The organism is Phycisphaeraceae bacterium (assembly GCA_019636555.1).
Taxonomy (GTDB): domain Bacteria; phylum Planctomycetota; class Phycisphaerae; order Phycisphaerales; family UBA1924; genus JAFEBO01.
Genome location: JAHBXH010000001.1, coordinates 1,270,561 through 1,295,245 on the forward strand (window position 1 = coordinate 1,270,561; position 24,685 = coordinate 1,295,245).

General features: G+C 61.7%; 23 protein-coding genes. 10 read left to right on the forward strand and 13 right to left on the reverse strand.

Translation table 11 applies throughout. The features are described from left to right. Window positions 1-137 precede the first annotated feature (137 nt). Entirely contained in the window at window positions 138-539 is a 402-nt protein-coding gene (locus KF691_05200) for an iron-sulfur cluster assembly accessory protein (protein ID MBX3388833.1), read from the reverse strand. A gap of 201 nt (window positions 540-740) precedes the next feature. Here KF691_05200 and KF691_05205 point away from each other — a divergent pair, with 201 nt between their 5' ends. After that, on the forward strand, window positions 741-1,364 hold the full coding sequence (locus KF691_05205; protein ID MBX3388834.1) for a PEP-CTERM sorting domain-containing protein: 624 nt from the start codon (window positions 741-743) through the stop codon (window positions 1,362-1,364). 85 nt (window positions 1,365-1,449) lie between these two features. Here the strand turns inward: KF691_05205 and iscU are convergent, their stop codons facing one another. From iscU to KF691_05235, 6 genes are all read right to left on the reverse strand, one after another. Continuing rightward, window positions 1,450-1,881 carry a Fe-S cluster assembly scaffold IscU gene (gene iscU, locus KF691_05210; GenBank protein ID MBX3388835.1) on the reverse strand — a complete coding sequence of 144 codons (432 nt, stop codon included), beginning with the start codon at window positions 1,879-1,881 and terminating at the stop codon, window positions 1,450-1,452. Between the two features lie 12 nt (window positions 1,882-1,893). Then, window positions 1,894-3,159: an IscS subfamily cysteine desulfurase gene (locus KF691_05215; protein ID MBX3388836.1), complete on the reverse strand. Its 1,266-nt coding sequence runs from the start codon at window positions 3,157-3,159 to the stop codon at window positions 1,894-1,896. Between the two features lie 94 nt (window positions 3,160-3,253). Next, window positions 3,254-3,706: an ATP-binding protein gene (locus KF691_05220; protein MBX3388837.1), complete on the reverse strand. Its 453-nt coding sequence runs from the start codon at window positions 3,704-3,706 to the stop codon at window positions 3,254-3,256. A 46-nt stretch (window positions 3,707-3,752) separates the two neighbouring features. Beyond that, window positions 3,753-4,112, reverse strand: coding sequence for an STAS domain-containing protein (locus tag KF691_05225; protein MBX3388838.1), 360 nt, complete (start codon window positions 4,110-4,112; stop codon window positions 3,753-3,755). Between the two features lie 174 nt (window positions 4,113-4,286). Beyond that, window positions 4,287-7,793 carry a hypothetical protein gene (locus KF691_05230; protein MBX3388839.1) on the reverse strand — a complete coding sequence of 1,169 codons (3,507 nt, stop codon included), beginning with the start codon at window positions 7,791-7,793 and terminating at the stop codon, window positions 4,287-4,289. Window positions 7,794-8,337: 544 nt separating this feature from the next. Then, on the reverse strand, window positions 8,338-9,330 hold the full coding sequence (locus KF691_05235; protein ID MBX3388840.1) for a hypothetical protein: 993 nt from the start codon (window positions 9,328-9,330) through the stop codon (window positions 8,338-8,340). Window positions 9,331-9,497: 167 nt separating this feature from the next. Between KF691_05235 and KF691_05240 the strand changes: the two genes are divergently transcribed. From KF691_05240 to KF691_05255, 4 genes are all read left to right on the forward strand, one after another. Beyond that, on the forward strand, window positions 9,498-10,325 hold the full coding sequence (locus KF691_05240; GenBank protein MBX3388841.1) for a type III pantothenate kinase: 828 nt from the start codon (window positions 9,498-9,500) through the stop codon (window positions 10,323-10,325). A gap of 29 nt (window positions 10,326-10,354) precedes the next feature. Further along, on the forward strand, window positions 10,355-11,305 hold the full coding sequence (locus KF691_05245; protein MBX3388842.1) for a 50S ribosome-binding GTPase: 951 nt from the start codon (window positions 10,355-10,357) through the stop codon (window positions 11,303-11,305). 65 nt (window positions 11,306-11,370) lie between these two features. Then, the gene (locus tag KF691_05250; GenBank protein ID MBX3388843.1) at window positions 11,371-12,240 is read left to right on the forward strand and encodes a hypothetical protein; all 870 of its coding nucleotides are present in this window, start codon (window positions 11,371-11,373) and stop codon (window positions 12,238-12,240) included. 8 nt (window positions 12,241-12,248) lie between these two features. Then, window positions 12,249-13,646, forward strand: coding sequence for an RluA family pseudouridine synthase (locus KF691_05255; GenBank protein ID MBX3388844.1), 1,398 nt, complete (start codon window positions 12,249-12,251; stop codon window positions 13,644-13,646). A 28-nt stretch (window positions 13,647-13,674) separates the two neighbouring features. Here KF691_05255 and serS read toward each other — a convergent pair whose 3' ends face one another. Then, window positions 13,675-15,123 (reverse strand): serine--tRNA ligase, encoded by a 1,449-nt coding sequence (serS, locus tag KF691_05260; protein MBX3388845.1) that lies wholly within the window; start codon window positions 15,121-15,123, stop codon window positions 13,675-13,677. A gap of 274 nt (window positions 15,124-15,397) precedes the next feature. On the opposite strand from serS, the gene tadA reads away from it, so the two are divergent. Beyond that, window positions 15,398-16,990 (forward strand): Flp pilus assembly complex ATPase component TadA, encoded by a 1,593-nt coding sequence (tadA, locus tag KF691_05265; protein MBX3388846.1) that lies wholly within the window; start codon window positions 15,398-15,400, stop codon window positions 16,988-16,990. 58 nt (window positions 16,991-17,048) lie between these two features. On the opposite strand, the gene KF691_05270 is transcribed toward tadA, so the two are convergent. After that, a complete protein-coding gene (locus KF691_05270; GenBank protein MBX3388847.1) occupies window positions 17,049-17,840 on the reverse strand; it encodes a hypothetical protein in 792 nt (263 codons plus the stop codon). 126 nt (window positions 17,841-17,966) lie between these two features. Here KF691_05270 and KF691_05275 point away from each other — a divergent pair, with 126 nt between their 5' ends. The 4 genes from KF691_05275 to rfaE2 are packed head-to-tail and all read left to right on the forward strand — an operon-like array spanning window position 17,967 to window position 21,525. Next, entirely contained in the window at window positions 17,967-18,599 is a 633-nt protein-coding gene (locus KF691_05275; GenBank protein ID MBX3388848.1) for a Maf family protein, read from the forward strand. Beyond that, entirely contained in the window at window positions 18,596-18,970 is a 375-nt protein-coding gene (locus KF691_05280; protein MBX3388849.1) for a hypothetical protein, read from the forward strand. The genes KF691_05275 and KF691_05280 overlap by 4 nt, the downstream gene beginning before the upstream one ends. Continuing rightward, complete coding sequence (gene lpxK, locus KF691_05285) at window positions 18,967-20,031, forward strand: tetraacyldisaccharide 4'-kinase (protein ID MBX3388850.1); 1,065 nt, start codon at window positions 18,967-18,969, stop codon at window positions 20,029-20,031. The genes KF691_05280 and lpxK overlap by 4 nt, the downstream gene beginning before the upstream one ends. A gap of 9 nt (window positions 20,032-20,040) precedes the next feature. Further along, window positions 20,041-21,525 (forward strand): D-glycero-beta-D-manno-heptose 1-phosphate adenylyltransferase, encoded by a 1,485-nt coding sequence (rfaE2, locus tag KF691_05290; GenBank protein ID MBX3388851.1) that lies wholly within the window; start codon window positions 20,041-20,043, stop codon window positions 21,523-21,525. Window positions 21,526-21,531: 6 nt separating this feature from the next. Here the strand turns inward: rfaE2 and KF691_05295 are convergent, their stop codons facing one another. The 4 genes from KF691_05295 to trmD all read right to left on the reverse strand — a co-directional run bounded on the left by KF691_05295 (window position 21,532) and on the right by trmD (window position 24,618). Further along, the gene (locus KF691_05295) at window positions 21,532-22,575 is read right to left on the reverse strand and encodes a zinc-binding dehydrogenase (protein MBX3388852.1); all 1,044 of its coding nucleotides are present in this window, start codon (window positions 22,573-22,575) and stop codon (window positions 21,532-21,534) included. Between the two features lie 18 nt (window positions 22,576-22,593). Next, a complete protein-coding gene (locus tag KF691_05300) occupies window positions 22,594-23,244 on the reverse strand; it encodes a phosphoribosylanthranilate isomerase (protein MBX3388853.1) in 651 nt (216 codons plus the stop codon). 74 nt (window positions 23,245-23,318) lie between these two features. After that, complete coding sequence (rplS, locus tag KF691_05305; GenBank protein ID MBX3388854.1) at window positions 23,319-23,759, reverse strand: 50S ribosomal protein L19; 441 nt, start codon at window positions 23,757-23,759, stop codon at window positions 23,319-23,321. A 127-nt stretch (window positions 23,760-23,886) separates the two neighbouring features. Further along, window positions 23,887-24,618, reverse strand: a complete 732-nt coding sequence (trmD, locus tag KF691_05310; protein MBX3388855.1) for a tRNA (guanosine(37)-N1)-methyltransferase TrmD — start codon at window positions 24,616-24,618, stop codon at window positions 23,887-23,889. Window positions 24,619-24,685 lie beyond the last annotated feature (67 nt).

Here is a 24,685-nt window from a genome sequence, read left to right on the forward strand (position 1 = left end):
GGACCACACGCAAATCCCACGCTGCAAACCGTTCCCAAACCATTGTCGGAACCCGGCTTGCAAACAGCAGTTTACCGGAACATCGGAGGGCTGGCAAGGCCGAAAACCGGACGAACGACCCCCGATTTCGGCGAACGTCAGGCGGAAAAACTCGAACCGCAGCCGCAAGTGCTCGTCGCGTTGGGGTTCTGAAAGACGAATCCCCGCCCCATGATTTCGTCCTTGAAGTCGATCGTGACCCCTGACAAATACAGCAGGCTCTTCGGATCGCAAATGATGCGAATGCCATGCTGTTCGAACACCTCGTCGGTGTCCTTTTTTGTCTCCGTCAAATCGAGAATGTAGCTGAACCCAGAGCACCCGCCTCCCTTGACCCCGACACGCAGGCAGACCTTCGAGGCGTCGAGCTCCTGCTGTTGGATGATGGTCCCGACTTCTCGTGCGGCGGTCGGCGTGAGAATGACCGGGGATCGAGTTGAGACTGAGTCTTGACTGACTTCGATGGACACGTTTTTCTCCGCTGAATCAGGCGTTTGCATACCGGAGCATCATACGTGCGCCATCGATGCTCAGTTTTTGGTCCTATAACCAAATTAATCTCCTCACATCTTGGGTCCAAATAACAACCTCCGTATTGATCTCGATTTCGATGGCAGTAGGCTGGCTTGCGACTTCCTGCTTCTGGAAGTCCTCGCGTTTTCCGCCGCGAGAAACATGGGAGTTTGAGAGGAGACAGGGAAATGAAGAAGGTTGTATTCGGCGTAGCCGCCGTGGCGGCATTGTCTGGTTTGGCATCGGCAGCCCCTTATGTCATCGATTTTGACACCGATGCCAACGGGAATGCGATTGCAGACGGCACTTGGATTTCAAACCAGTATGCCGCGTGGGGCGTGACTTTTGTGCCCAATGTCCTCGATCCGAACAACGGATGGGCGACGAACACGGACATGACGGCGACCAGCACGGATGTCGGGAACGGGTATTTGCCCGCCATGGGAAACGTGCTCCACAGTTTCGGTGGGTGGTTGAACGAGGACGGAGACCCGAACTTTGCCATGATTTTCGATCAGGCGATTTCCTCGATCTCCGTGACGTTCATCGGCGACTCGGACAACCTTTCCGAGCTGGACTTGTATGACATCGACGGCAATTTCATCACGGGCGGCGTGGTGAGTGGCGGGGGAATCAACGGCAAGACCGTCAGCTTCAGCGGGCTGAACAATGCGCGGATCGCGTTGGTGCTGCCGGGGTGGTTCCTCGACTGGGTCGCGGTCGAGAGCATCACGTTCGAGTACGTTCCGGCTCCGGGCGCGCTCGCGCTCCTGGGATTGGGTGGAATCTTCGTCGGCCGTCGCCGCCGCTGATTGCAAGCTTGTCTTTCCCGTTGGATTGAAAAAGGGACCGGCAATTGCCGGTCCCTTTTTGTATTTTTGACGGCAACTTTTTCGATCAGGCGGACGTGGCGGGAGACGTCTGCGTTTGCTTGATCCCGTTCTTTGCCTTGTAGTCCTCGATCGCGGCATGGATCGCATCTTCCGCGAGCACGGAGCAGTGGATCTTGACCGGCGGCAAACTCAATTCTTCCACGATCATGGTGTTTTTGATCTGCGCCGCGTCATCGAGCTTTTTGCCCTTGAGCCACTCGGTGGCAAGAGACGAACTCGCGATCGCGCTGCCGCAGCCGAAGGTCTTGAATTTGGCGTCTTCGATCACGCCATCTTTTCCGACTTTGATCTGAAGCTGCATGACGTCGCCGCACTCCGGAGCGCCAACCAAGCCCACGCCGACATCTTTTCTTTGCTTGATTTCCGCCTGGGTACCGAACGAGCCGACATTTCGCGGATGCTCGTAGTGATCGATGATTTTGGGGCCGTATGCCATGGAAATCTCCTATCAGTGATGCGCCCATTCGACTTTCGAGAGGTCGATGCCTTCTTTGTGCATGTCGTAAAGAGGAGAGAGATCGCGTAGCTTCTTGACCGCTCCGACGATTTTCTCGATGCAGTAGTCGATTTCCTGTTCGGTGGTCCAGCGCCCGAGGCTGAGCCGCAGGCTGGAGTGAGCAAGGTCGTCTCCGACTCCGATGTTCTTCAGCACGTAGCTCGGTTCGAGGCTCGCGCTGGTGCACGCCGAGCCCGAAGAGCAGGCGATCTCCTTGACGGCCATCATGAGGCTCTCGCCCTCAACAAACCCGAATGAAATGTTCGTGATGTGCGGAAGCCGCTTCTCGCGATGGCCGTTGATCTGGCAGGTGTCGAGTCGAGAGGTGATCGATTCTTCGAGCTTCTTTCGCAGCTTTCCCAGCCGGATCGCGTCTGCGGACATTTCCTGCTTCGCGATCTCGCACGCCTTGCCCAGGCCGACGATGCCGGTGACATTGAGTGTGCCGGATCGGAAGCCGCGTTCCTGACCTCCGCCGTCCACAAGCGGCGTCAGCCGTACGCGCGGACGCTTGCGCCGCACGAACAGCCCGCCGACTCCTTTCGGGCCGTAGATCTTGTGGCCGGAAAAGCTCATGAGATCGATGTTGTCCGCGTACACGTCGGTCGGCATTTTCCCGACCCACTGCGTGGCGTCGGTGTGGAAAATGATGTCGCGCGACTTACAGAGTTCGCCGATCTGCGGGATCTCGTTGATCGTTCCGATTTCGTTGTTTGCCCGCATGATCGTGACGAGGATGGTGTCGTCCCGAAGCGCCGCCTTGACCATTTCGGCGGTGACGATTCCGTCCTTGGGCGGCTCGAGAAACGTAACCTCAAAGCCTTCCTTCTCGAGGCGTTTGCACGGATCAAGAACCGCCTTGTGTTCGATCGCGCAGGAAACGATGTGCCCGCGCGACTTGCCCGATCCTTCCGGCGACTTCTCGTACATGAACGCCGCGCCGCGGATCGCGAGGTTGTTGCTCTCGGTCGCGCCGGAAGTGAAGATAACCTCTTTTTCGTCGGCCTTGATCAAATCCGCGATCTGCCCGCGCGCCCGGTCGACTCCTTCTTCCGCCTCCCATCCGAAGCGGTGATTCCGCGAACCGGGATTCCCGAAAATCGAGGTGAAGTACGGCAGCATCGCCTCGACCACCCTGGGATCACACGGCGTCGTGGCAGCGTGGTCGAGATAGATCGGCAGCTTGGGAGCTTGAGGCGTCTGGTTTGATTCGGGCATGATGCATCCCTTTTGGCGGCCCGGAGTGGATTGGAGTTCAATACCGCCGGCACGAGCCGCGCCGGCTGAGATTCAGTCTCATATTAGGGGAGAATCAAGCCCCGGGTGCGGGGCGCCGGTAGACCATTTCGATCCGGTTTCCCTTCCCGTTATACCGGACCTCGGTCATGTAGTTCTTGATGAGCATGACGCCGCGGCCTCTGGGGATTTCAAGATTTTCATCGAGTGTGCAATCCGCGACGTTCTCGCACTCAAATCCGGGGCCCTGGTCCTCGATCGAGATCGTGACGTCCTCGGGCCGTACGGCAAATTCGACGGTCGCCGGAGTGTCGGTGGGAAGGTTCTTGTGCCCGTGGTTGAACGCGTTGGCAATCGCCTCCTGAAAGGCGAGGCGTACGGCGAAGAGCGAGGCTTTGGAATAGCCGGAAGCGGTCATTGCCGCGTCGAGAGCGTTCTGCAGTTTTTCGACTTCGTTCCGCTCATGGCGGACGACGAATGTCCCGCTAAGGGGTGGCTTCGACGAATTGCTGGGCCGCGGGGTGCTCATCGAGTGGTTCGCGGGAAAAGAGCGCGAGCGGATGCCTGCAATGAAGTCAGGCAAAACTCTTGAGCGCGTCTTGGGGAGTCTCGTGGATCTGGAAAAGTTTGTTGAGTCGCGTGATGACGAAGACCTCGTAAATCTGCGGATCGATGCTCGCGAGCCTCAGCTGCCCGTTCTTGTTGCGGACCTTGTTGTTGATGGTGATGAGGGCGCCGAGCGCGGCGGAGGAAAGGTGATCGACGTTGGCAAAGCTGATCAGAAGCTTCGGAGATGATTCCTGATCGATGATGCGAGAAATCTCATCGCTGATGAGCTGGATGTTGGCTTCGTCGAGAATGTTGCGGTCGATAAACTCAACCTGAACGACAGCGTCCTGCTTTCGAACGCGGAGGCGGGAGTCGGCGGATGCCATATCGCTCGTGCTCCTATCCATCGCGTGTGTCCGTACGTGGAACACGCGTGGTTGGGATGATAGTACGGAAATGCATGCCGGCTCGAAAGAAAACGCCCCGGCCGTTCAGGGCCGGGGCGTTGGAAGAATCGGGGCTTCGGCCGCGATTGGATTGATCGGGCCGGATGAAGCAATTCAACCGCCGAGCCCGGCGTCGAGCGAATCGATCAGGCCCGGGTGAGCCTTGTTCTCTTGTTCGCTCTGGATCAGGATTGTCGGCTTGTAGAGGATGAGGAGCGTCTGCTCGGTCTTGGACTCGGTCCTGTTCGAGAAGAACCGATTCAGGACCGGAATCTTCGAAAGCACCGGAACGCCAGACTCGACTTCCTGCTCGGTCACGATCCGCTGGCCGCCCAGCAGGATCGTGCCCTGATCCGGAATCGTCACGGTGGTCTGCACGCTGCTGACCTGCACTTCGGGCAACTGGAACTGGCCCGAAGGGATCGTCGCGGCGCCGCCGCCGCCCGCGACGCCACCGCCGCCGGCGACCGCTGCGAATGTCTGCCCGGTGCGGAATCTCACCAATTGGGAAATCTGGGTGGTGATGTCAGTCGTGACGTAACGACGGTCGGCTGAGATCGTGCCCCGGACGAGCATGAGCACGCCCGTGTTGAGGGTTGAAGTCACGGGCTGGAACGCGACAGCACTTTGGTTGGTGATCGGCGTGAGGCTCGAGATATAGGTCTGCTGGTTGGTGATCTGGATATTCGCCTGCTGTCCGTTCGTCGTCGTGAGACGAGGCGCCTGAAGGCTCACGTTGCGGCGGTCGGCCTGCGTGGCCTCGATCAGGAAGTCGACCTGGATGTCATCGAGGAACGTGCCGGCAACCGAGAACGCACGGCCCGCGGCGGCGACTTCCGCCGCAAAGGGCGCCGTGGTCAAAGCGTTGACGATCCCGAGCGAGTTCGACTGCAGCGCGACCGGGCCGAATCCCTGCTGATTCTGAACGGACGTATTGACCGACGCGTTCGCGATCGTAATCGCCCCGGTCTCCGGGTCGAACGAGGTAACGACCGGCGTCGGCTGGCTGTTGAAATTGCGAACGGGTGCGCCGGTAATCGGATCAAAGAAATCGGAGGCGCGAAGCGTCGGGTTGACCGAACTGAACTGATCATTCGTAACGAAGTTGAACAGCTGCTGCTCGGCGCTCGTGGTGCGCCGGTTGAGATTCAGGTTATCGTTGTTGAGATACACGTCGATATCGAAACCGATCTGCTCGAAGAAATCCTGAGCGACGAGCAGGAACCGCGACTCGGAGTTGACCTGCATCGCGCGGATCTCGCGGAGACGACGCAGAAGTGAACCGATTGCCCGATGGTTCTTCGGTGTGTTGGTGATGAGCAGGTTGCCCTTGAATCGGCTGATGAATCCGACCGCTCCGCCGTTCTCGCGCCAATTGTCGGGATCAACCTGCTCGGTGAGAATGCGGACCAATTCGTCCGTGCGCTCTTCGGGGGTGCGGATCGGGCCCTGTTGCGTCTGGTTGCCGCCACCGCTGAACGGGCTGGTGCCGCCGCCGCCGCCGCTCGAAGCCTGCAGGGCGCTGTTGAGATCGAACTGGGGCACATTGTTGTAATCGGGGACTTCAATGAGCAGATCGCGGATGTCGTAGATGACCATCAGCGTGCTCTTGTTGATCGCTTCGGCCGAGGCGAAACGCAGCACGCCGTCTTGCACTTCCCACGCGGCGGCGCTGGTCGGATCCGGGCTGACCTTGCTGACGATCAGGTCGAGCAAGTGGTCGAGCCGGATCGTGGACAGATTGATGGTGACCGGGGTGTCTTTATTGATCCCGACCTTTTCGAGCGAAGGCCAGTCAATGTCCATCTTGATGCTGCCGGTCTTGGCAACCCAATCGACCGCTTTTTCAAGCGGTGTCTCTGTGAAATCGACCGGACGTCGCGTGTTCGCGAGCGTCGAGAGCGTGATGCGCGTTTCAACGGATTCGGCGAGCGTGACCGGTTCACCGCGGTCCTTGATGACCTCCGGCCAGTCGGAGGGATAGTCGATGATTCCCTTTGATGGAAGCGTCGCGGCCTGAGTCTGCAGGCTTTGCTCCGCCATGAGCGTGTTGCGCTTGGTGTTGGTTTCGTACCACTGCTTGTAGATCTTGGCGCTCGTCAGCACGTCCTTCAGGAGCAATCCCGTCGGGTTGATCGGATCGAGGAACAGGATCTGATCGACGACCTGAAGCGCCTCCTCGTACTTCATTTCGATCTGCAGGGCGCGGACCCGGTCGATCGCTTCGCGTATCTTTCGGTTGCGCTCGCTGGCCCCCTGATCCGCCACGCGCTTGGCCTCGGCCTGGCGCTCGGCGGCGGTCTTCTGGGCCTGAGTGGCCGCGAGTTCCTGCTCCTTGACATCTACTTTCTTGAGGAAGTCGGAGACCTTGGTCTGCATCGACTGGAATTCCGTCTCGGAGAAGCGCTCGCGATTGGAATTGAGAATCAGCCGTGCGCGGGCCGCCGAATCGCGGGCTCGGATCACGTCGCCTGAATTGAGAGAATCAGAGGCCTGAGTGAGCTGATTGTTGAATTCCGCTTCGGCCTGCTGGCGGGCCACCGTGCCCTGCTCAACAAATCCGGCGAGATCGCGGGCGTCGCTGGTCGAACCTCGAAGGCGCAACTTCGATTCGGCGAGACGATCTTCAACTGTCTTGGCCTGTTCGGGCGTGAGAAACTCGCGGAACTGGGTGCGGAGGCGGCTGTACTTGGCCTGCGCCTCGTTGTACTTGCTGTCATTGAAGGCCTGATCTGCTTCTGCCAGCAGATTCGTCGCTTCGACCTTGCGTGCCGCGACGACAGGGTCTTCGGGCATCGGAGGGGGTGGAGGCGGGGGTGGCGATTGCGTCGGCTGCTGATCGCTTCCGATCACGGTGTTGGAAGACGCCATCGTCGCGGGGGCGACCTGTTGCGTGCTTTGCTCGGGCTCAGCACTGCGGCGCTCGATGACCCCGGGTTCGGCGGCCAGCATTCCAGCCGCGAGGATGGTTGCGGCTGAATTGTCATCCGCTTTGAACGGGCGGCCTCGCTCCTGTTCGAGCGCAACGATTTTGCCCTGCATCAGATCGAGCGTATCGCGCTGAGCGGGCGTGAATTCCACACCCCACTGGGTGACCGTCAGGAGGATTCCCTTGCAGCGCGAGTAATCTCGAGTCTCGAGCGCGCCGCCGGCCTCGGTGAGTTTCGAATCGACACCCGCGCCGAGTTCTGAACGGCGGATCTGGATCTGCTTGAGCATCGCTTCCGCGCCGGCCTTGTTTCCGTCGTTCGCGCCGCGGGCGACGCCCGTTGCGAGGCGCTCGGCCGCCGCCAGATCATCTCGATCAAGCGCGAGCTTGGCGCGCTGCAGGTTGACAAGGCGCGGCTCCATCGAACGAATCTTGTCGTCCGACTGCTTCAGCAATTCCGTCGTGCGGGTCCGCTCGGAGTCGCTCATGTTGAGCGAAGAAAGGGCCAGCAGCATTTCGCGGGCGCGAACCGGGCTCCCCGAATTCAGTTCCTTCGTCGCGGCGCTGAGTGCGGCTGCGGGCTCGATGGCGTTCGACTGCGCCGGAGCGGCGCCGGCGATGTTTGCGGTCGTGCCGGAAATCGCGGCGAGAACAGATGTAGAGACGATCAGGCCGATGCGTGTGCTTCTCATTCGACTGCTCCGAATCCATGGTCCCGGCGCGATTGGGCGCTTTTCCGGGTGCGGAATGTAGCAACTCCGCGGGCGCGTTTCCCGCCGCAGACCGCAAGGCCGACTCCAGTCGGAACGCGGTCATTGGCCCTCTTCCGATCGAACTCCGGTTTCTGACGGAGCAACGACCGGACCCCACGATCCCCCGGGCTTCCGAAGCCCTGATCCCACGAACCGGACTGACCCACGGCTTGGCGAATTTCCGGTGCTCGCCGGTACCTCTCCTTCCGCCGGTGTCCGCATCACACGGACATCACATCGGCCCGCACCGATGTTTGCGCTTCGAGATGAGGTCGCAGGCCTTCACCCGTTTTCGAAGGCCGGACTGCACCGTGACTCCAAATTCGCGTGTCCGGGCTGGCCGGTTGACGAAATCTGGAATCACGCGACAAGATACAAAGGATGACCGCGAGATGCAATGCAACTGTCATGGGCCGCCGGCCACCGTTGAACATCGATGGCCTGAACCGAACGTCCGAAAGATCGCTTTAGTGCTTGCAATTACTCAGCTTAGAGTTCTGGCGAGCCATATCTGACCGGGTTTGAGATCGCCGGTCTCCGGAGGGGCGGGATCGGGAACGAAGGCGTCAGTCTCGGCGCGCGACCCTTCTTTGGTTCGTTTGGTTCGAGGGCGCCGTTTGCTAGCAGCGGATTTCAAAAGATCTGCGAGCTGTTCCCGGCTGAGGCGATCGGCCAAGACAATTGCCGGCTGGTGTGTGTCAGGGTTTACATCTGCCAAGAGATGGGCCGCGGCATCGACGGCGTTTTCCTCTGCCTCCCGGAGATTTGGCGCGGCCAGGGCTACCTCGACATAGGAGGAAGCGACATCGTCCTCGGGGTCAAAGCGGACGACGACGCGCCATGCGGTGACCCCCAAGTCCTTGCCGTCCTCATCCACGTTTTTTTCGCTGTCTACGTTGAGCAGCAGGCGCCATTCGTCCTTTAGGGATTCGACGATCTCATCGAACCGAAGGCCGTCCGGGGAACGATCGCTCAGAAGAACGCCCCGGTGCTCGTGGGCAGCCGAATCAGCGCCCGCCGGCTCGCTCATTTCCTCGAGGTCGAACGCGGCAAGGATTTTCTCGATCCTCTCTTTCAGCTCGGGCTGGGCACGAACCGTCACAATTTTGTGCTCGTCAATGAACACATAGAAAAAAGGGTCTTCGCTCATCGCGCCGAAACCGATCATGCCGTCTTCGAAAAACAGGTCGCGGCACTCACGCACAATTTCCAGGAATCGATCTGCGCCCAACAGGTCGTACGAGATATACGGGTCGATTTCGCGATACGCGTCCTGGCCGAGCACGTCGAGAATCGGGTAGATTCGTCCCGGCAACAACGAAAAGAGCATGCGGCAGAGTGGTTCCACCCGGTCGGCTGGCGCGACGATGTCAAAGACGTAACGGTCGGGCCACTCTTCCCACTCTGCAGTGCCATCAGAATCATCGCCCCCGTCCGCCGGCTCGAACAGGACCGTGTATCCGGCGCGTGGCGCCATGTCCTCGACGGGATACACGCCGAGCGGGAACTTGAAGCCGCCGACTTCGACGCGCTTGATGCTGGGATCGGCTTTGCAGCGGGGCAATGGGTCTCCGAGGGAGCGGTGCGAGAATCAATCGGCGGCTCGGACAGTCTAAGCCGGCGTCCGCGACGTACGCTGGGGCAATGGCGAACGAAGGAATCGGCAATCAACGAGACGGCGCGGAACTGGTGGCGGTATGCGTGGGGAATTCGCGCACGCGCATCGGGATTGTCTCGAACGGCAAGGTGCTGGAGGGGAGGTCGGTCGAGCAGCCGGAAGCGCTGGAAGCCTGCCTTGCCTTGCGAGAATCGAGCGGTGCGTCGGCGTTTGTGATCGCAAGCGTGAACAAGGCTGTCTCCGTCAAACTCGAAATGGACCTTTCGGCCCGGGGGAGCGTCTACGTCATCGGCCGGGATCTCGAGATTCCGATACGCCATGCACTCGACGACGCCTCCACAGTCGGACAGGACCGGCTGCTCGATGCGATCGGCGCGTACGCCAGATTGAAAGAAGCGTGCGTCATCGCCGACTTCGGAACGGCGATCACCATCGATTTCGTCGATGGGGAGGGAACCTTCCACGGAGGGGTGATCGCTCCCGGAGTCCGCGCGACGCTGCGGGCGATGCACAGCGCGACAAGCGCGCTGCCCGAACTGGAATTCGAGGTTCCCGAGGCGGCGCGCGGCCCGTTCGGAAAAGATACCGCGCACGCGATGCGGCTTGGCGTGCGAAATGCCGTTGTGGGGCTTCTGCGTCACACCGTGGAGCAATTCGCGGAGCGGTTCGGGACTTTTCCGACGGTGATCGCGACCGGAGGCGATGCCGGTCTCGTTGAAGACGATCCGATGGTCGACCGGGTCGTGCCGGATCTGCAGATGATGGGAGTCGCCGAGGTTTGCCGCGTCGCACTCGGTGGGGAAGGTGGGGAGAGTGGGGAGGGTGGGGAGTCCGACCCGCCGGAGCGCGAATGAATAGGGCGGGATGGAGTTTGCAATCGCCGATGGGGACCGGTGCTGTCGCGGTCATCGGCTTGAGCGCGCCAGATGGCCCGGAGTTGGATCAGCTGCTGGAAAGATTGAGGATTCACCATCTCGAAGTTGGTCGCATCGCGCTACACGATCTTTTGGGCGTCGATCGGTGTGTCGTGATGCGATGGAGCGAAACGGCGGCGGCGCTGATGCCGCACGGCGGCGGCGCGGTCGTGCGGGCGGTGTGCGAAGCTCTCGAGGCGTGCGGGCTCAAGCGTCTTGACGACGATCGGCCGGCGGATTTGTACCAGGAGGCGGCGGGCGAAATCGAGGCGGCAATGCTTGCGGTTTTGGCGCGTGCGAGAAGTCCGCTTGCGGTCGATCTGCTGCTCGATCAACCCAGGCGCTGGAGTGAGTTGCGCCTGAAAAGCGATCCGGATCGGGACCGCCTGTTGAATCGATTGATCGATCCACCTTTGGTCGTCGCGCGGGGCGCGAGCAACATCGGGAAGAGCACGCTCGTGAACGCCCTCGCGGGGCGGAGGGTTTCGCTCGTTGCCGACGAACCCGGCACCACGCGCGATCACGTCGGGGTGTTTCTCGACCTAGCGGGCTTGGTCGTTCGCTACGTCGATACGCCCGGAATGCGCGAGCAAGCGCCAGAAATCGAAGCCGAGGCGGTGCGCATTACGCGGGACGTTCTGGCGCAGGCCGATCTGGTCCTCTCGTGCAGCGATCCAGGCGCTGCTCCCGTGGACGGTTCGGATCTGCCGGCAAGCGCAGATATTTTGCGGGTGGGACTTCGGAGTGATCTTGGGAGTCAAACGCATCCGGTTGAAGTCGAGGTGAGCGCTCGAGATTCGGATTCGCTCGCGAGGCTGGTTGAGCTGGTTCGCGAGAAGCTGGTGCCGCGATGGGTGCTCGATCACCCGGGGCCTTGGCGGTTCTGGAAAGCCGGGGAGGTTCAAGGAGTTCACCCCTAGAATCGCGACCGTGCGCGGCGGTCAGGCGGATGCCGGGGCGCGCCAAGTCGGATTTGAGGGCACCCATGGACGAGCAACGCAAGAACATTCAGATTCGGGAGCGGGCTGGCCTTGAAGAGGCTCGCCTCAATCAGGACTTTATCGATTTCATCACGAAGTGGAGCACGCCCCTGCTCCTGCTGATCGCCCTCGGTGTCGGCGGAAACTACTTGTATCAGCAATACACCAAGCGGCAGTCCGAGCGGCTTGCCGCGGGTTTCGAGCAATTGGCTGCCGCGGCGGCGGTGCAGAATCCGAGCCCGGATTCGCTCCGGCAGGTCGCGCTCGAATTCGAAGGCGTTGCGAGCGTCGCGGAGATCGCGCGACTCAAGGCCGCGGACGCGTACATGCGAGCGGTTACGCGGGGCGTGAAGCCCGGCGCGGAAGTGAACCCTGACGGGACAATCGCGAACATCAGTGATGAGTTGACTCCGGAAGACCGCGAAAGTTTCCTCAACCTCGCGGCCGAGCAATACCAGACCGTGGCGGACGCCACGCGCGGAGTAGCGAACAAGGAATCGCTGTACATCGGCGCCTTGTTCGGATTGGCCTCGGTCGCGGAATCGCGCGGCAACGCGGACGAAGCGAAGAAGTACTACGAGCAGATCAAGTCGGCGTCGGCAAATATCCCCGGCTTTTCCGAGTTTGCGGACGTCGCCACCAAGCGCATCGCCGATCTGCCGAAAGTGCTGGCGGTTTCCAAGTTGCCGTCAAAGGCTTCTTTGCCGCCGGCGACCAAGGAAGACGAAAAGCCGGCGATGCCAGTAGCAGTGCCGCACGATGCGCCTGCCGGACCCTCGCTGCTGGGCCCGATCGGCCCGGAAGCGCCGAGCGCACCCGAGCCGGCGAATGCTGGACCGAAGACCGAACCCAAGCCCGAGCAAGCCCCGGAGTAAGTTGGCGGGTGAGCGCGGGCAAGATCGGTGTCGGACACACAATGAGCCCTGGCGAGAAGCCATCGAAGAGTCGGAAGCGGGATGGCGGAGACGCGGCACGCGCTGAAAGTGAGAACGACGAGGCGGTCGAGATCGAACTGGCCGGAGACCAGAAGTGGGACGCGGGCCCGCTCGTGAGCACGGGCGGCAAAGTGGACGCTTCGGCACTCGAGAGAGTGATCTCCGAGAGCGAAGCGGGCGAAGACGACGCGGAAGTTCGGACGGTCCGCTTCAAGCTGCTCCGGAATCTGGACAAGCGGCTCGACAAGTATTTGTGCGATCGAATCACGTTCATGAGCCGCAATCAGCTGCAGAAGCTGATTGATGAAGGCGGCGTGAGCGTGAACGGAAGGGCGCCGAAGGCGTCCACAAAGCTGAACGCGGGCGACATCGTGGAAGTGGTGGTGCCGCCGCCACCTCCAACCGAGATTCAGCCCGAGGACATCCCGCTCGAAGTGATGTTCGAGGATGAGCACCTGATCGTCATCAACAAGCACCCGGACATTCTCGTGCATCCGGCGCGGAGCCACAACAAGGGGACGATGGTCAATGCCCTGGCCTATCACTTTCGCGAGCGATCGAAATTGGGAGGCGCGCTCTCGGAGGTCGGAAAGGACCTCGCTCGGCCGGGGGTCGTTCACCGGCTCGATCGGCACACCAGCGGCGTCATCGTGTTCGCGAAGACCGAGGAAGCGCACTGGAAACTGGGACATTCGTTCGAGCACCGGCGCGTGGACAAGCGGTACATTGCGGTGGTGCACGGGATCGTGGAGCCGGATATTGATGTGATTGATTTGCCGCTGGGTCCGCATCCTTCGAGAGAGAAGGGATATCGCGAGAAGTATGTGGTGAGGCATGATGAACTCGGCAAGCCGTCGGTGACGGTGTGCCGCGTGAGGGAGCGGTACCGCAAAAGTGACAACGTGGCAGAGGGGCAAAGTGGCAACGTGGGAGATAGCCAAGTTCTGAGACGGGCGATGGGCTGGAAGCCGGCCGAGTCTTCTCCACCCTGTCGCCTCACTACTTCGCCACTCGGCCATTTCTCTTTGGTTGAGCTCGAGCTGCGCACCGGGCGCACGCACCAGATCCGCGTGCATTTGTCTCACCTGGGCTGGCCGATCGTGGGGGACGACATGTATGGCGGAAAGACATATTCCGATGCGAACGGAAATGTCCTGATCGCGCGGCAGGCGCTGCACGCGTGCATTCTCGGATTCACGCACCCGATTACAAACCGGCGGATGCAATTCACGGCGCCGCTCCGCGGCGATATGGCCTCGCTGGTGCGGGACTTGCGAGCGACGCACACCGTCGAGAGTCCAGAGACGCCGGGGGCGACGGTGGATCTCAAATTGCTCGAACGGTGAGAGAAGCTCTATCGCGCGAGTCGGGGCCTCAGCGAATGAGTTCCGCGCCGTTGAGGTAGGGGCGCAATGCCGCGGGCACGCGCACGCTGCCATCCTTTTGCTGGTGATTCTCGAGTAGCGGAATGAGGAAACGCGGGCTCGCGAGCACGGTGTTGTTGAGCGAATGGCAGAAGACCGTTTCAGTCTTGCCTCCCGCCGCTCCGGCACGATATCGCATGTTCAAGCGGCGGCACTGGAAGTCATACAAGCGACTCGCCGAATGCGTCTCGCCGAACGCGCCCTGCGGACGCCCCTCCTTGTCGAGTTCGCCTCGGCCCGGCATCCAGCTCTCGATGTCGATCATGTCGGCGTTCTTGGGGCCGAGGTCGCCGGTGCAGCACTGGAGCAGGCGGTAGGGAATCTCGAGCTGCTGGAGCAGTTCCTCGACGAAACCGATCATTTTTTTGTGCCAGGCGCGGCTCTCGGCCTCATCCGCCTTGCAGATCACGACCTGTTCCACCTTGTCGAATTGATGAATGCGATAGAGCCCCGCCGTGTCTTTTCCGGCCGCGCCCGCTTCGCGTCGAAAGCACGTGCTCACCGTGACATAGCGGAGCGGCAACTGAGACTCATCAAGAATCTCGTTCATGTGCAGGCCCATCAGGCCCACTTCGCCGGTTCCGGTGAGATAGAGATCGTGGCTGCCCGCCCCCACGCCGCCCTTTTCATCTGCTGCATCGGGATTCCGGCGCTGCGTCTCCGCGATGTGGTACGCCTGTTCGCGGCCCGCCGGGAAAAACCCCGTGCCGATCATCGCCTCCTCGCGCACGAGCACCGGCACGCTGATCGGCGTAAAGCCGTGCTTGTCGGTCATGAAGTCGGTGGCGAAGCGGAGGAGCGCGAGATGGAGGCGCATGCCCATCCCCGTCAGAACATAGCTGCGCGTTCCGGCGAGTTTGACTCCCCGCTCGAAATCCGCGAGTTTGAGATCGCGCACAATCTCCTGATGCGATTTGGGCTTGAAGCCGCGCGAGGCTTCGAATGACCTGCCAAAGTCGAAGCCGGCGGGGGCCCAGCGTTTGACTTCGACGTTGGATTCGCTGCCGGCCCCGACCGGGACATCGGCATCCGGCGGCAGAGGGACTTGCAACAGGAGTGCGTTGAGTTCGGGCTCGAGTGCCGCAAGCTGCGGTTCGATCGCGGCAATTTCGGACTTCAGGTGCGCGGGCTTGGCCTTCAGTTCATCAAGCTCACGTTGGAGTGACGCGGCCTCGTCTCCGGCTGCGTTCTTCAGAGCGCCGGCGAGCTTTCCGATTTGGGGCCCGGATTCTTTTTCGAGCTTTTTCTGCTCGGCGCGAAGCGTCTCGATGCGGGTCAGCAGGGCGCGCCGGTTCTCGTCGAACGCGAGCAGTCGATCGATCTCGACGTGGATGTTTTTGGCCTTCGCGCCGGCTTTGAAGCGTTCTGGGTTTTCTCGGAGTTGGCGGAGGTCGATCATGGCTTTTTGAAAAGAAATCCGCGGCACCCTGAGCGGACCCGCGTCGAGATGAGAACAATTTCCCCGTGCGGAACTCGTTTGGGAGGCAATCCGGCATCCCGTTCTGCGTTCCGGTCGGGGACTGTAGGTGGTTCGCTCGTATCTTCAGCAAAGTTTGTAGAATGCCCGCGCTGTTTGAGGTGGCTGCCGATGCGAATCGGCCGACGGGTCTGCTAGAGGAGATTTGCAACCTTTGCCTTCGTACTACTTGAAGCCGATCCGGGGGAGTGCCGCGATGATCCGATTGGGGAAAGACCCCGTCACGATCGGTCGCCACCCGGACAACACGATCCCGCTCTCCGACGATCTTTCGAGTCGGTTTCATTGTGCCGTCGAGCCCGACGGGCTGGGCGGATACAGCGTACGTGATCTGGGGTCGCGCAACGGCACCAAGGTCAACGACCAGCGGATCAAGGAGTCGCGACTGAAGCCGGGTGATGTCCTGCGAGTCGGCGGGCATGAATTCGTCCTGGCGGAAGACACCGAAAGCGATCGCGCGGGGCTCGTGGAGAGCAGCGAAGAAAACCCGGCCCCCGAGGGAGGCGACGAAGACAAGGGCTGGGCTCAGCAGCTCATCGAGGTCATCGAAGAGCTTCCACCCAAGGACATGCCCGTCGAGTCTCTGACGATCATCGAAGCAGGGGGGCGGCCGTCGGCGGCGCTCGCCGGCAGCAGCGATGGTCCGGCGGCGGTGCGGCTGCTTCTCCAGACTGCGAGCAAGTCGCGAGCGACGGACGTGCACATCGAGCCCAAGTCCGACGTTTATCACGTTCGATTGCGGGTGGACGGCCAGATGGTCGCGGTCGCGACGCTTCCCGCGCGCGTCGGCGAATTGGTGTACGGACTCGTGAAGACAGCGTGCCAGATGCGCTCGGCGGCGCGCGACGCGATGCAGGAAGGCCACTTTACTTCCAAGTTTTCCGACCGCCGCGTCGAATACCGCGTGAGTTTCACTCCGTCGGTGTACGGCCAAAAGCTTGTGATGCGCGTGCTCGACGATCGCACCTCACCGAAGTCGATCGCCGAATTGGGAATGGCCGGGTACATGTCGGACCGGGTGCGCCGCGTGTGCAGCCAGGATCACGGCCTCCTGCTCGTGGCCGGGCCGACCGGATCGGGAAAGACGACGACGCTTTACACGTCGCTGCGCGAAATCGATCGCGAGACGCGCAACGTCGTCACGATCGAAGATCCTGTCGAATATCAGATCAGCAATGTCACGCAGATTCCCATCGACGAGTCCAAGGGCAACAATTTCGGCTCGCTGCTGCGCTCGGTGCTTCGCCAGGACCCCGATGTGATTCTGGTCGGTGAGATTCGAGACGAGGAAACGGCGCGCACGGCGATGCAGGCCGCGATGACCGGACACCTCGTCTTTTCGACTGTGCACGCGAAAGACACGATTGCGGCGGTGTTTCGGTTGCTCGATCTGAAAGTCGAGCCTTATCTTGTGGCGAACGCGCTGGATCTCGTGCTCGGGCAGCGCCTCGTGCGCGTGCTGTGTGACAGTTGCAAGCGCGCGACGCCGGTTTCGCCCGGCCAGGCGACCCGACTCGGTAAGTATCTCGGCGGCAAAACGCAGATGTACATCAGTACCGGCTGCCCGCGATGCTTGAAAACGGGCTTCCGCGGCAGGCGGGCGCTCTACGAACTGCTCGATTTCAACGATGAACTTCGCGACGTCGTGATGCACGATCCGACGATCGCGGCGATGAAAAAAGTCATCGAGCAGGGGCTTTTTACCACCCTCGCGCAGTTCGGTTGGAAGCTGGTGGCCGAAGGTGTGACGACGCTCGAAGAAGTGGACAAAGTTGCGGGCCAGGGTTAGTAGAGCGGCGCATCGGCCGGGCCCTGGAACGGCCAAGCGGACGCACGCCGCATGCGCGCTAGATCGTTTTCGGGGCTTCTTTCCACGCCGGAAACTTCGCGCGCCAACTGTCAATGAGTTTTCGATCGATCGCCACGCTCAGGACTTGTTCTTTCTCGTCCGCTTCCGCGAGGATTTCGCCCATCGGTCCGATCGCGATGCTTGCGCCGGGATATTTCAGCGCGGGGTCGCGCCCTGCACGGTTGCAGCCGAGAACGAACGCCTGATTCTCGATCGCACGCGCGGTGAGCAAGGTTTTCCAGTGATGGACGCGGGTGTCCGGCCAATTGGCGGGGACGACGAACATTTCGGCGCCCGCCGCGAGCCCGCGCCGAAAGAGCTCCGGAAAACGGAGGTCGTAGCAGATCGTGGGGCAGACTCGGATTGATTGGCCGGCGCTCGTCCAGTTGTATAGAGAGAGCTTTTCGCCCGGCGCAAAGCAATCGCTTTCGCGCTTGCCTTCCGGGCCGAGACTGAAGGGGTGTTGCTTGTCGTATTCTGCAAGCACCGCACCGTTTGCGTCGACAACCGTCGAGCGATTTCGGCCCCGGCCGTCCGCGCCCTTGACAGTGCGGCATCCGTGAACCGTCACGCCCCACGTTGCCGCAAGTTCCTTCTGAAATCTGAGCGTGGCGCCGTCATCATCCGGGCTTTTGAGCAGATCGATCGTGAACCCTGTATCAAAGACTTCGGGCAGCACGACAAGATCGCCCGCTTGCGGCCGCGCGGATTCCATCATTTCGAGCACGCGGGAGTAGTTGCCTCTCTTATCTTCCCACCGGATATCGAGTTGGACGAGGTGAGCCCGCATGAAGAAGCGTAGAGGAGTCGAGCAAGTGGAGAATGGCGGCGAACCGGGATCGGAGCGTCGATCGTAAACTAGGGAGTGCTCTCCGGGACCAAATCCAACTCGCCTCCTTGGGCATCGGAAAAGTCAGTGGTCGCGCCGCTGATCTGGCTCGCGAGTCGCTCGCCACGGCGGCGCCAATTGCTGACTGAAGCCGGGCTGCAGCACATCGCCGAGCACCCCGGAATTGAGGATTCCGAATTGATCGCGCCGGCGAATGCAAAGCCCAGCGAGTGGGTGGCATCGCTCGCCTATCTGAAGGCGTGCGCGGGGGCGGCAATCGTTCGCGAGCGAGGAATCGATGAACCGCTTCTGGTGCTCGGCGCGGACACGGCCTGCGTTCAGAACGGGCGGATGATCGGCACTCCCAACTCTGCCACGGAAGCCCGGTCGATGCTCGAAAGTTTTTGCTCAGAGTCGCACGAAGTGGTCACGGGAGTTGCGTTGATCGGACTGGAAACGTGCGAAACAGGCGTGCCGAAAGTCCGGTCGCTATTTGCGAGCAGCGCGGTCGTGAAGTGGGGCAATGTTTCCGAGGCGGAGATCGCTCGATATCTCGCGAGCAATGCGTGGCAGGGGAAGGCCGGCGCGTACAACCTGCGCGAGCGGCTCGATGCGGGTTGGCCGATCACATGCGAAGGCGATGCGAACGGAGTGATGGGGCTGCCGGTCGCGGCGGTTATCCGGAAAGTCACTCTTCTTTATGCAGGGGGGGTGTCGTGAACAACGCGCCGCTGCTGCCCGCATGGGTTGTCCTTCCCGTCGCGATGGTGATGCTGCTTGTCGTCGCGGTTCATTTGCTGATACTGCTGCGGGCGGAAATGCCCGCGAGCAGGAGGCGAATCCGTACGCTGAACGGGTGGATCATGCTGTTTCTCGTGCCGATCGCCGCGGCGGCATTCGGGATCGTAACTCCCGCGAACCCGACGCAGTTCGTGCTCGTCTGGCTCATCGTCATCGCGATGCTTGTGCTCCTCATCGGGCTCGCGATGCTCGACATGCTGAATACATCGCGTCTCCACCGCCGAGAGCAGGACGAATTGGCCGAACAATGCCGGAGATCTCGCCGCGAGTCGGAGAAGCGCGAGCAATGACCGACACCCGACCGAGTTCGCCGCTTCCGGGAGCGCTGCGCGTATTCGCACGTCCGCTGGCGGCGGGATACTCACGCATCATCGGGTCGCGGAATGCCGCGTTCGATGCCGGGCGCGGCGTCGTCGAGATCGATCGACCCGTGATCAGCGTGGGCAACCTGAGCGTGGGGGGAACGGGAAAGACGCCGATGGTGGCGTGGGTGGTGCGAACACTCGTGGAGGCCGGGCATCACCCCGCCATCGCGATGCGGGGATACGCGAGCGGAGCGGGCGAGAGCGACGAAGCTTTGGAATATCGCGAATCGTTCGACGGCGTGCCGGTCGTTGCGCAGCCCGATCGCCTCGCCGGATTGCTCGCGCTCTTCGCCACCGAGCAGGGCGAGAAATGTGACTGTGTCGTGCTCGACGACGGCTTTCAGCACCGACGCATCTCGCGCCAACTCGACATTGTGCTCGTGGACGCGACGTGCAATCCGTTTTCCGATCGCCTGCTTCCTTCGGGTTGGCTGCGTGAGCCGGTCGCCTCGCTCGCGCGGGCTGGGGTCGTCGTCCTCACGCATTCGGAATCCGCACCGGCAAGCGAGTTGGCCGGCATCAAGAGGGAGATCGCGCGGATCAAGACGGCGCTGAAAATCGCAGTGTCGAGGCACGTGTGGAAGTCGCTCACAGTTGTCGTCGCGGACGGTCAGCGCAGCGAGCCGGTCGCATGGCTGCGGGGAAAGCGGGTGGTCGCCGCCTGCGGCATCGGGAACCCGGGCCCCTTTGTCAAGTCGGTCAACGAGGCAGCGGGAAACCCCGCGATTGAGTTCGTACGGCCCGATCACGATCCCTTTGTGCCGCGGACTCTGCAACAACTTGTGGATTTGGCGAAGGCGAGGGCGGTCGATGCAATCGTGGTGACGGGAAAAGACTGGGCGAAGCTGAAGCGAGTTCGCAGGGAAGCATGGCCTTGTCCGGTTGTGCGTGCGCATCTTGAGATCGCGTTCGATGAGGGCGCCGAGGCGCTCAAGCGAGCGGTTTTGGATACGGCGGACGCGGCGCTCCCGGCGCGCGAACAATAATCGCAACGCGTGGATTCACTCCTTGGTTATCTCGAAAGCTGGAAGCCCTTCACGGCGCTGGTCGTCGGCGACCTGATGCTCGATGAGCATCTTTATGGCGATGCGGAACGGCTTTCGGCGGATGCTCCGGTGCCGATCCTGCACGTGCGCCGAAAGGAGCATCGGCCCGGCGGGGCGGCGAACGTGTGCCTCGATCTGGTTGCGCTCAAGGGCAAGGTGATCGCTGTCGGGGTGGTGGGGGACGACGAAGCGGGCAAGCTCCTCAGGAGAGAACTCCGCGAACAGGGTGTGAGCGACGAAGGAATCGAGGTCGATTCAACTCGTCCGACGACGATCAAGCAGAATCTCGTCGGCCTGGCGCAGGCCCGACACCCGCAGAAGATGTTCCGCATCGACTTTGAATCGCGCGAGCCGATCGTCGGCGAGGTCGCAAAGCGTGTGCTCGACAAAGTCCGATCGCTGATCGATCGGGTCGATGTCCTCTGCATCGAGGATTACTCGAAGGGTGTTTGCACCGAAGAAGTCTGCCAGGGTGTGATCCGGATCGCGCGCGATGCAGGCAAGGAAGTGCTCGTTGATCCGGCGAAAATCGCCACGTACGCGAAGTATCGCGGCGCGACGAGCATGACGCCCAACCGCACCGAAGCGGAATTTGCGACCGGTCTGCGGACGCACGGTGATGGATCCGCCGAGCACAACACGCTGCTCGCCAAACGACTCGTGAAAGAAGCGGAATTGGAGACCGCGATCATCACGCTCGATCGGCACGGCGCGCTGCTGCTCGAAAAGGGCAAGGAAGCGCTCGCCGTTCCGACTGTGGCGCGCAAGGTGTACGACGTGACGGGCGCGGGCGACATGATGCTCGCGGCACTCGCCGCGGCACGTGCGAACAAGATCGACTGGCCCGACGCCGTGCGATTTGCCAATGCCGCGGCTGGTCTCGAAGTCGAGGTCTTCGGCGTGCAGCCCATCCCGCTTGAACAGGTGCATCATGCGGTGCTGCAACTCTCGAGCGGCGAGGGCAAGCTCCGAACGCTGGGGCAGCTTCTGGTCGAAGTCGCGGCACGCCGGCGCGCGGGGCAGAAGATCGTCTTCACCAACGGATGCTTCGACGTGCTCCACGCGGGCCACGTCGCGCTTCTCGATCAGGCCTCGAAGCACGGCGATTTTCTAATTGTCGGCATCAACGAGGACGCCTCGGTCAGGCGACTCAAAGGTGACGGGCGCCCCGTGAACAATCAGGAAGACCGCGCGAAGGTGCTTTCGTCGCTCGGAAGCGTCGGTTCAGTGGTTTTCTTCGGCGACGATACCCCCATCAAGTTGATTGAAGCAATCAAGCCCGATGTACTGGTGAAGGGCGGCGACTACACCAAGAACAAGGTGGTGGGGCACGAAATCGTCGAGAAGCAGGGCGGTCGCGTGGTGCTGATTGATCTCGTCGAAGGCCGCAGCACGACGAACACGATCAAGAAGATGCAGTCGAGTAAGCCGTAGCGCGGCTCACCATTTCAGCACAATCTTCCCGAATTGCTCCGCCGCTTCGAGCCTCGCGTACGCCTGTTGCGCATCGGCAACCGCGAAGACCTGGTCGACGACGGGCTTGAGCTTGCCCGCCGCGAAGAGCGCCGCAACTTCCTTGAACTCGTCGTTGCTGCCCATGGTGCTGCCCATGATGCGGAGCTGGTTCCAGAAAATGCGAGCCAAATCGGTCGTGGCGTCGGGTCCGCTGGTGCAGCCGGGCGTGACGTAGCAGCCACCTCTCGCCAGCGACTTGATGCAGTTGAGGTGCGTTGCTTTTCCGGATGAATCGACGGCGAGATCGACGCCGCGCTTGTTCGTCCACGCGCGGACTTCCTTGCTCCAATCCTGGCCCGAATCCAGCACGCACAAGTCGGCGCCGAGCGTCTTCGCCTTGTCGAGCTTCCACTGATGCCGGCTTGTCACCGCGACGGGGCACGAGAAGTGTTTCGCGATCGCGAGCGCGCTTGTTGCGACTCCGCCCCCTATGCCGGTGATCAAGACGCTTTGACCCGCGACAAGACGAGCCTTGGTGGCGATCATCGAATACGCGGTCAGCGAGCAGAGCCCGAACGCGGCGCCTTCAACCGGGTCGATTCCGTCCGGCATCGCCGCAAGATTCTCCGCTGGAATCGAAAAGAACTCCGCGAACATGCCGTTGTGGTGTTCGCCGATAAGTTCGTAGTTCGGTGCGAGCGTCGTGCCGGGCGGATCGCCCGGTCGCGCCGCGTCCGGCACGCGCGTCGCCGCGTTGATGATCACTTTCCTTCCAACCCATGTCGGATCAACGCCCAGTCCGACCGAATCGACTATTCCGCAGCAGTCGCACCCGCTCACGCGCGGATAAGTCAGGTTCAACCCCGGGATTCCCATTCCCACCCAAAGGTCCATGTGGTTGAATGCTGAAGCGAGCGCACGCACGTTGACCCAGCCGGCCCTCGGTGGGGGGAGATCGGGCCAGTCCTTTTGAAAGCGGATATTCGGAGTGACCGGGTTGCCCTGTTTCGTGACGACGACTGCTCGCATGAAGCAAGCGTACCCGGATCAACCGCACCCGCGAATCGCTGCAAAGAACGAGCCCAGCTTCGCCGGATCGAGTCGACCGTTGGATCGCACGCCGGAGCAAAGATCGAGACCGAACGGGCGAACAGTCCGGATCGCTTCCGCGGCATTCGATGCGTTCAGTCCGCCCGCAAGAAAGACCGGCACGCCCACCGCTTCACGAAGCGCGGCAGAAATCGCCCAATCGTGGGTACGTCCGGTTCCGCCGAGTTCCTTGATCGCGGCGTTTGGCCTGCCGCTGTCGAGCAGGATCGCGTCCACATGCTCTGCCGCGGCACGTGCTTCGTCGATCGCATTGCGGTCCTGGACGTGGATGACCTGCACGATCCGCACATTGGGGAGTTCGTGTCGAATCGCGGAATAGACGTCGCTTTCGACCTCATCCACCAACTGCACGGTGCGGCAGCGCGTTCGCCGGATTTGGTCGATGATCGACGCCGCATCGTGATTGCACGTGAGCAAAAACGTGTCCACTCCCGGCGGCACGCGCGCGGCGATTTCCGCGATCAGGTTCTCGTCGATCGGCCCCGGACCGCTCGGCATGGCGGAAACCAGGCCTAGCGCGTGCGCGCCCGCATCGACAGCGGCGCGAGCTTCTTCGTGACTCGAGATGCAGCAGACCTTGATGCGCATGGCGAGGAAGTTGTCGGGGGCAAGAAAAAACCCGGCGAGTCTCGCCGGGTCTTGAGCAAGATCAGATTGAATTCTTACTGCTTCTGGGGCTCGGTCGCCGCGGCAGGCGCCGGGCTCGATTCGCCGGGGACTTCGATGTTCTTGAGGCCGCGACGGCGATCGCGGAGGCGGCGGCTCTTGCCGACGCGGTCACGCAGGTAGTAGAGCTTGGAGCGACGCGCATCGCCGTGGCGGAGCACTTCGATCTTCGCGATCAATGGGCTGTTGACCGGCCAGATGCGCTCGATGCCGACTTCATCGACGACGCGACGGACGGTGATCATGTCCGACATGCCGCGGCCGGCGCGGGCGATGAGCACGCCCTGATAGACCTGCACGCGCTCTTTGTCGCCTTCGACGATGCGGTTGTGGACGTTGATCGTGTCGCCGATCGAGAGAGAAGGGAGGTCCTTCTTGAGGACCTTGGTGTTCACGCTCTCGAGGATCGACTGCTGGCTTTTCGCGCTCTGGGACATGGCAGATCTCGTTTCTTGTTGATTCAAAGCCCCGTGTTGGCTTGGCCAAGAGGGGTTGAGATACTAGGTCGAAATCCGGCGTGCTTCTACTCGCCGAAGGGGCCGGGCAGGAGCCTGTATGGATGCGTCAGCCGCCCGCTTCTGAGGGCCCGAGAAGGTCCGGACGCCGGGTCTTGGTTCGCTCCAGCATCCGTTCCTGGCGCCACTTGGCGATTCTGCCGTGGTCACCGGAAAGGAGGATTTCGGGGACGCTCAGGCCCATCCACTCGCGTGGCTTTGTGTAGTGGGGGCAATCGAGCAGGACGGTCGAATCGGGACTGCGAGCTGAAAAGCTGTCCTGTTCGCTCGAATCTTCGTGGCCGAGTGCGCCTGGCAGCTTGCGGATGATGGCATCCATCAGCACCATCGCGCCGAGTTCACCGCCCGAAAGCACGTAGTCCCCGAGGCTGACCTCCATCGGAGCGAGCTTTTCGATCACGCGCTCATCGAGTCCTTCGTAGTGACCCGCGATGAGGAGAAGCCGGGGCTTGCGCGCCAGCTCTTCAACGAGGCGCTGCTTCAGCGGCACACCCTGCGGCGTGAGCAGAATGCGCGTTGCCGGGCGCGGGTCTCGGGCCTCAACCGCGTGGACAGCATCCCAAATGGGCTGGCACATCATGACCATGCCGGGGCCGCCCCCGAACGGTCGGTCGTCGGTTTTGGAATGCTTGTTTTCTGCGAAGTCGCGGATGTTGGTCGCGTGCCACTCAACCAATCCCGCGGCACGCGCGCGAGCAGGGATACTCAGTCCCAGTGCCGCGGGAGCCTCGTGCCCGAACATTTCGGGAAATGTCGTGAGGATGTCAAAGCGGAGCGCCATGGCCGGATCATTATTGAAATGAAAAGGCCCTCGAAATCGAGGGCCTCTGAAAGCGTGTTCTCCCGGG

Bases quoted from the DNA above. Each gene is read 5' to 3' on its own strand.
- KF691_05200 (MBX3388833.1), bottom strand. From the start codon at position 539: ATGCAAACGCCTGATTCAGCGGAGAAAAACGTGTCCATCGAAGTCAGT.
- KF691_05205 (MBX3388834.1), top strand. From the start codon at position 741: ATGAAGAAGGTTGTATTCGGCGTAGCCGCCGTGGCGGCATTGTCTGGT.
- iscU (MBX3388835.1), bottom strand. From the start codon at position 1,881: ATGGCATACGGCCCCAAAATCATCGATCACTACGAGCATCCGCGAAAT.
- KF691_05215 (MBX3388836.1), bottom strand. From the start codon at position 3,159: ATGCCCGAATCAAACCAGACGCCTCAAGCTCCCAAGCTGCCGATCTAT.
- KF691_05220 (MBX3388837.1), bottom strand. From the start codon at position 3,706: ATGAGCACCCCGCGGCCCAGCAATTCGTCGAAGCCACCCCTTAGCGGG.
- KF691_05225 (MBX3388838.1), bottom strand. From the start codon at position 4,112: ATGGCATCCGCCGACTCCCGCCTCCGCGTTCGAAAGCAGGACGCTGTC.
- KF691_05230 (MBX3388839.1), bottom strand. From the start codon at position 7,793: ATGAGAAGCACACGCATCGGCCTGATCGTCTCTACATCTGTTCTCGCC.
- KF691_05235 (MBX3388840.1), bottom strand. From the start codon at position 9,330: ATGGCGCCACGCGCCGGATACACGGTCCTGTTCGAGCCGGCGGACGGG.
- KF691_05240 (MBX3388841.1), top strand. From the start codon at position 9,498: ATGGCGAACGAAGGAATCGGCAATCAACGAGACGGCGCGGAACTGGTG.
- KF691_05245 (MBX3388842.1), top strand. From the start codon at position 10,355: ATGGGGACCGGTGCTGTCGCGGTCATCGGCTTGAGCGCGCCAGATGGC.
- KF691_05250 (MBX3388843.1), top strand. From the start codon at position 11,371: ATGGACGAGCAACGCAAGAACATTCAGATTCGGGAGCGGGCTGGCCTT.
- serS (MBX3388845.1), bottom strand. From the start codon at position 15,123: ATGATCGACCTCCGCCAACTCCGAGAAAACCCAGAACGCTTCAAAGCC.
- tadA (MBX3388846.1), top strand. From the start codon at position 15,398: ATGATCCGATTGGGGAAAGACCCCGTCACGATCGGTCGCCACCCGGAC.
- KF691_05270 (MBX3388847.1), bottom strand. From the start codon at position 17,840: ATGCGGGCTCACCTCGTCCAACTCGATATCCGGTGGGAAGATAAGAGA.
- lpxK (MBX3388850.1), top strand. From the start codon at position 18,967: ATGACCGACACCCGACCGAGTTCGCCGCTTCCGGGAGCGCTGCGCGTA.
- KF691_05295 (MBX3388852.1), bottom strand. From the start codon at position 22,575: ATGCGAGCAGTCGTCGTCACGAAACAGGGCAACCCGGTCACTCCGAAT.
- KF691_05300 (MBX3388853.1), bottom strand. From the start codon at position 23,244: ATGCGCATCAAGGTCTGCTGCATCTCGAGTCACGAAGAAGCTCGCGCC.
- rplS (MBX3388854.1), bottom strand. From the start codon at position 23,759: ATGTCCCAGAGCGCGAAAAGCCAGCAGTCGATCCTCGAGAGCGTGAAC.
- trmD (MBX3388855.1), bottom strand. From the start codon at position 24,618: ATGGCGCTCCGCTTTGACATCCTCACGACATTTCCCGAAATGTTCGGG.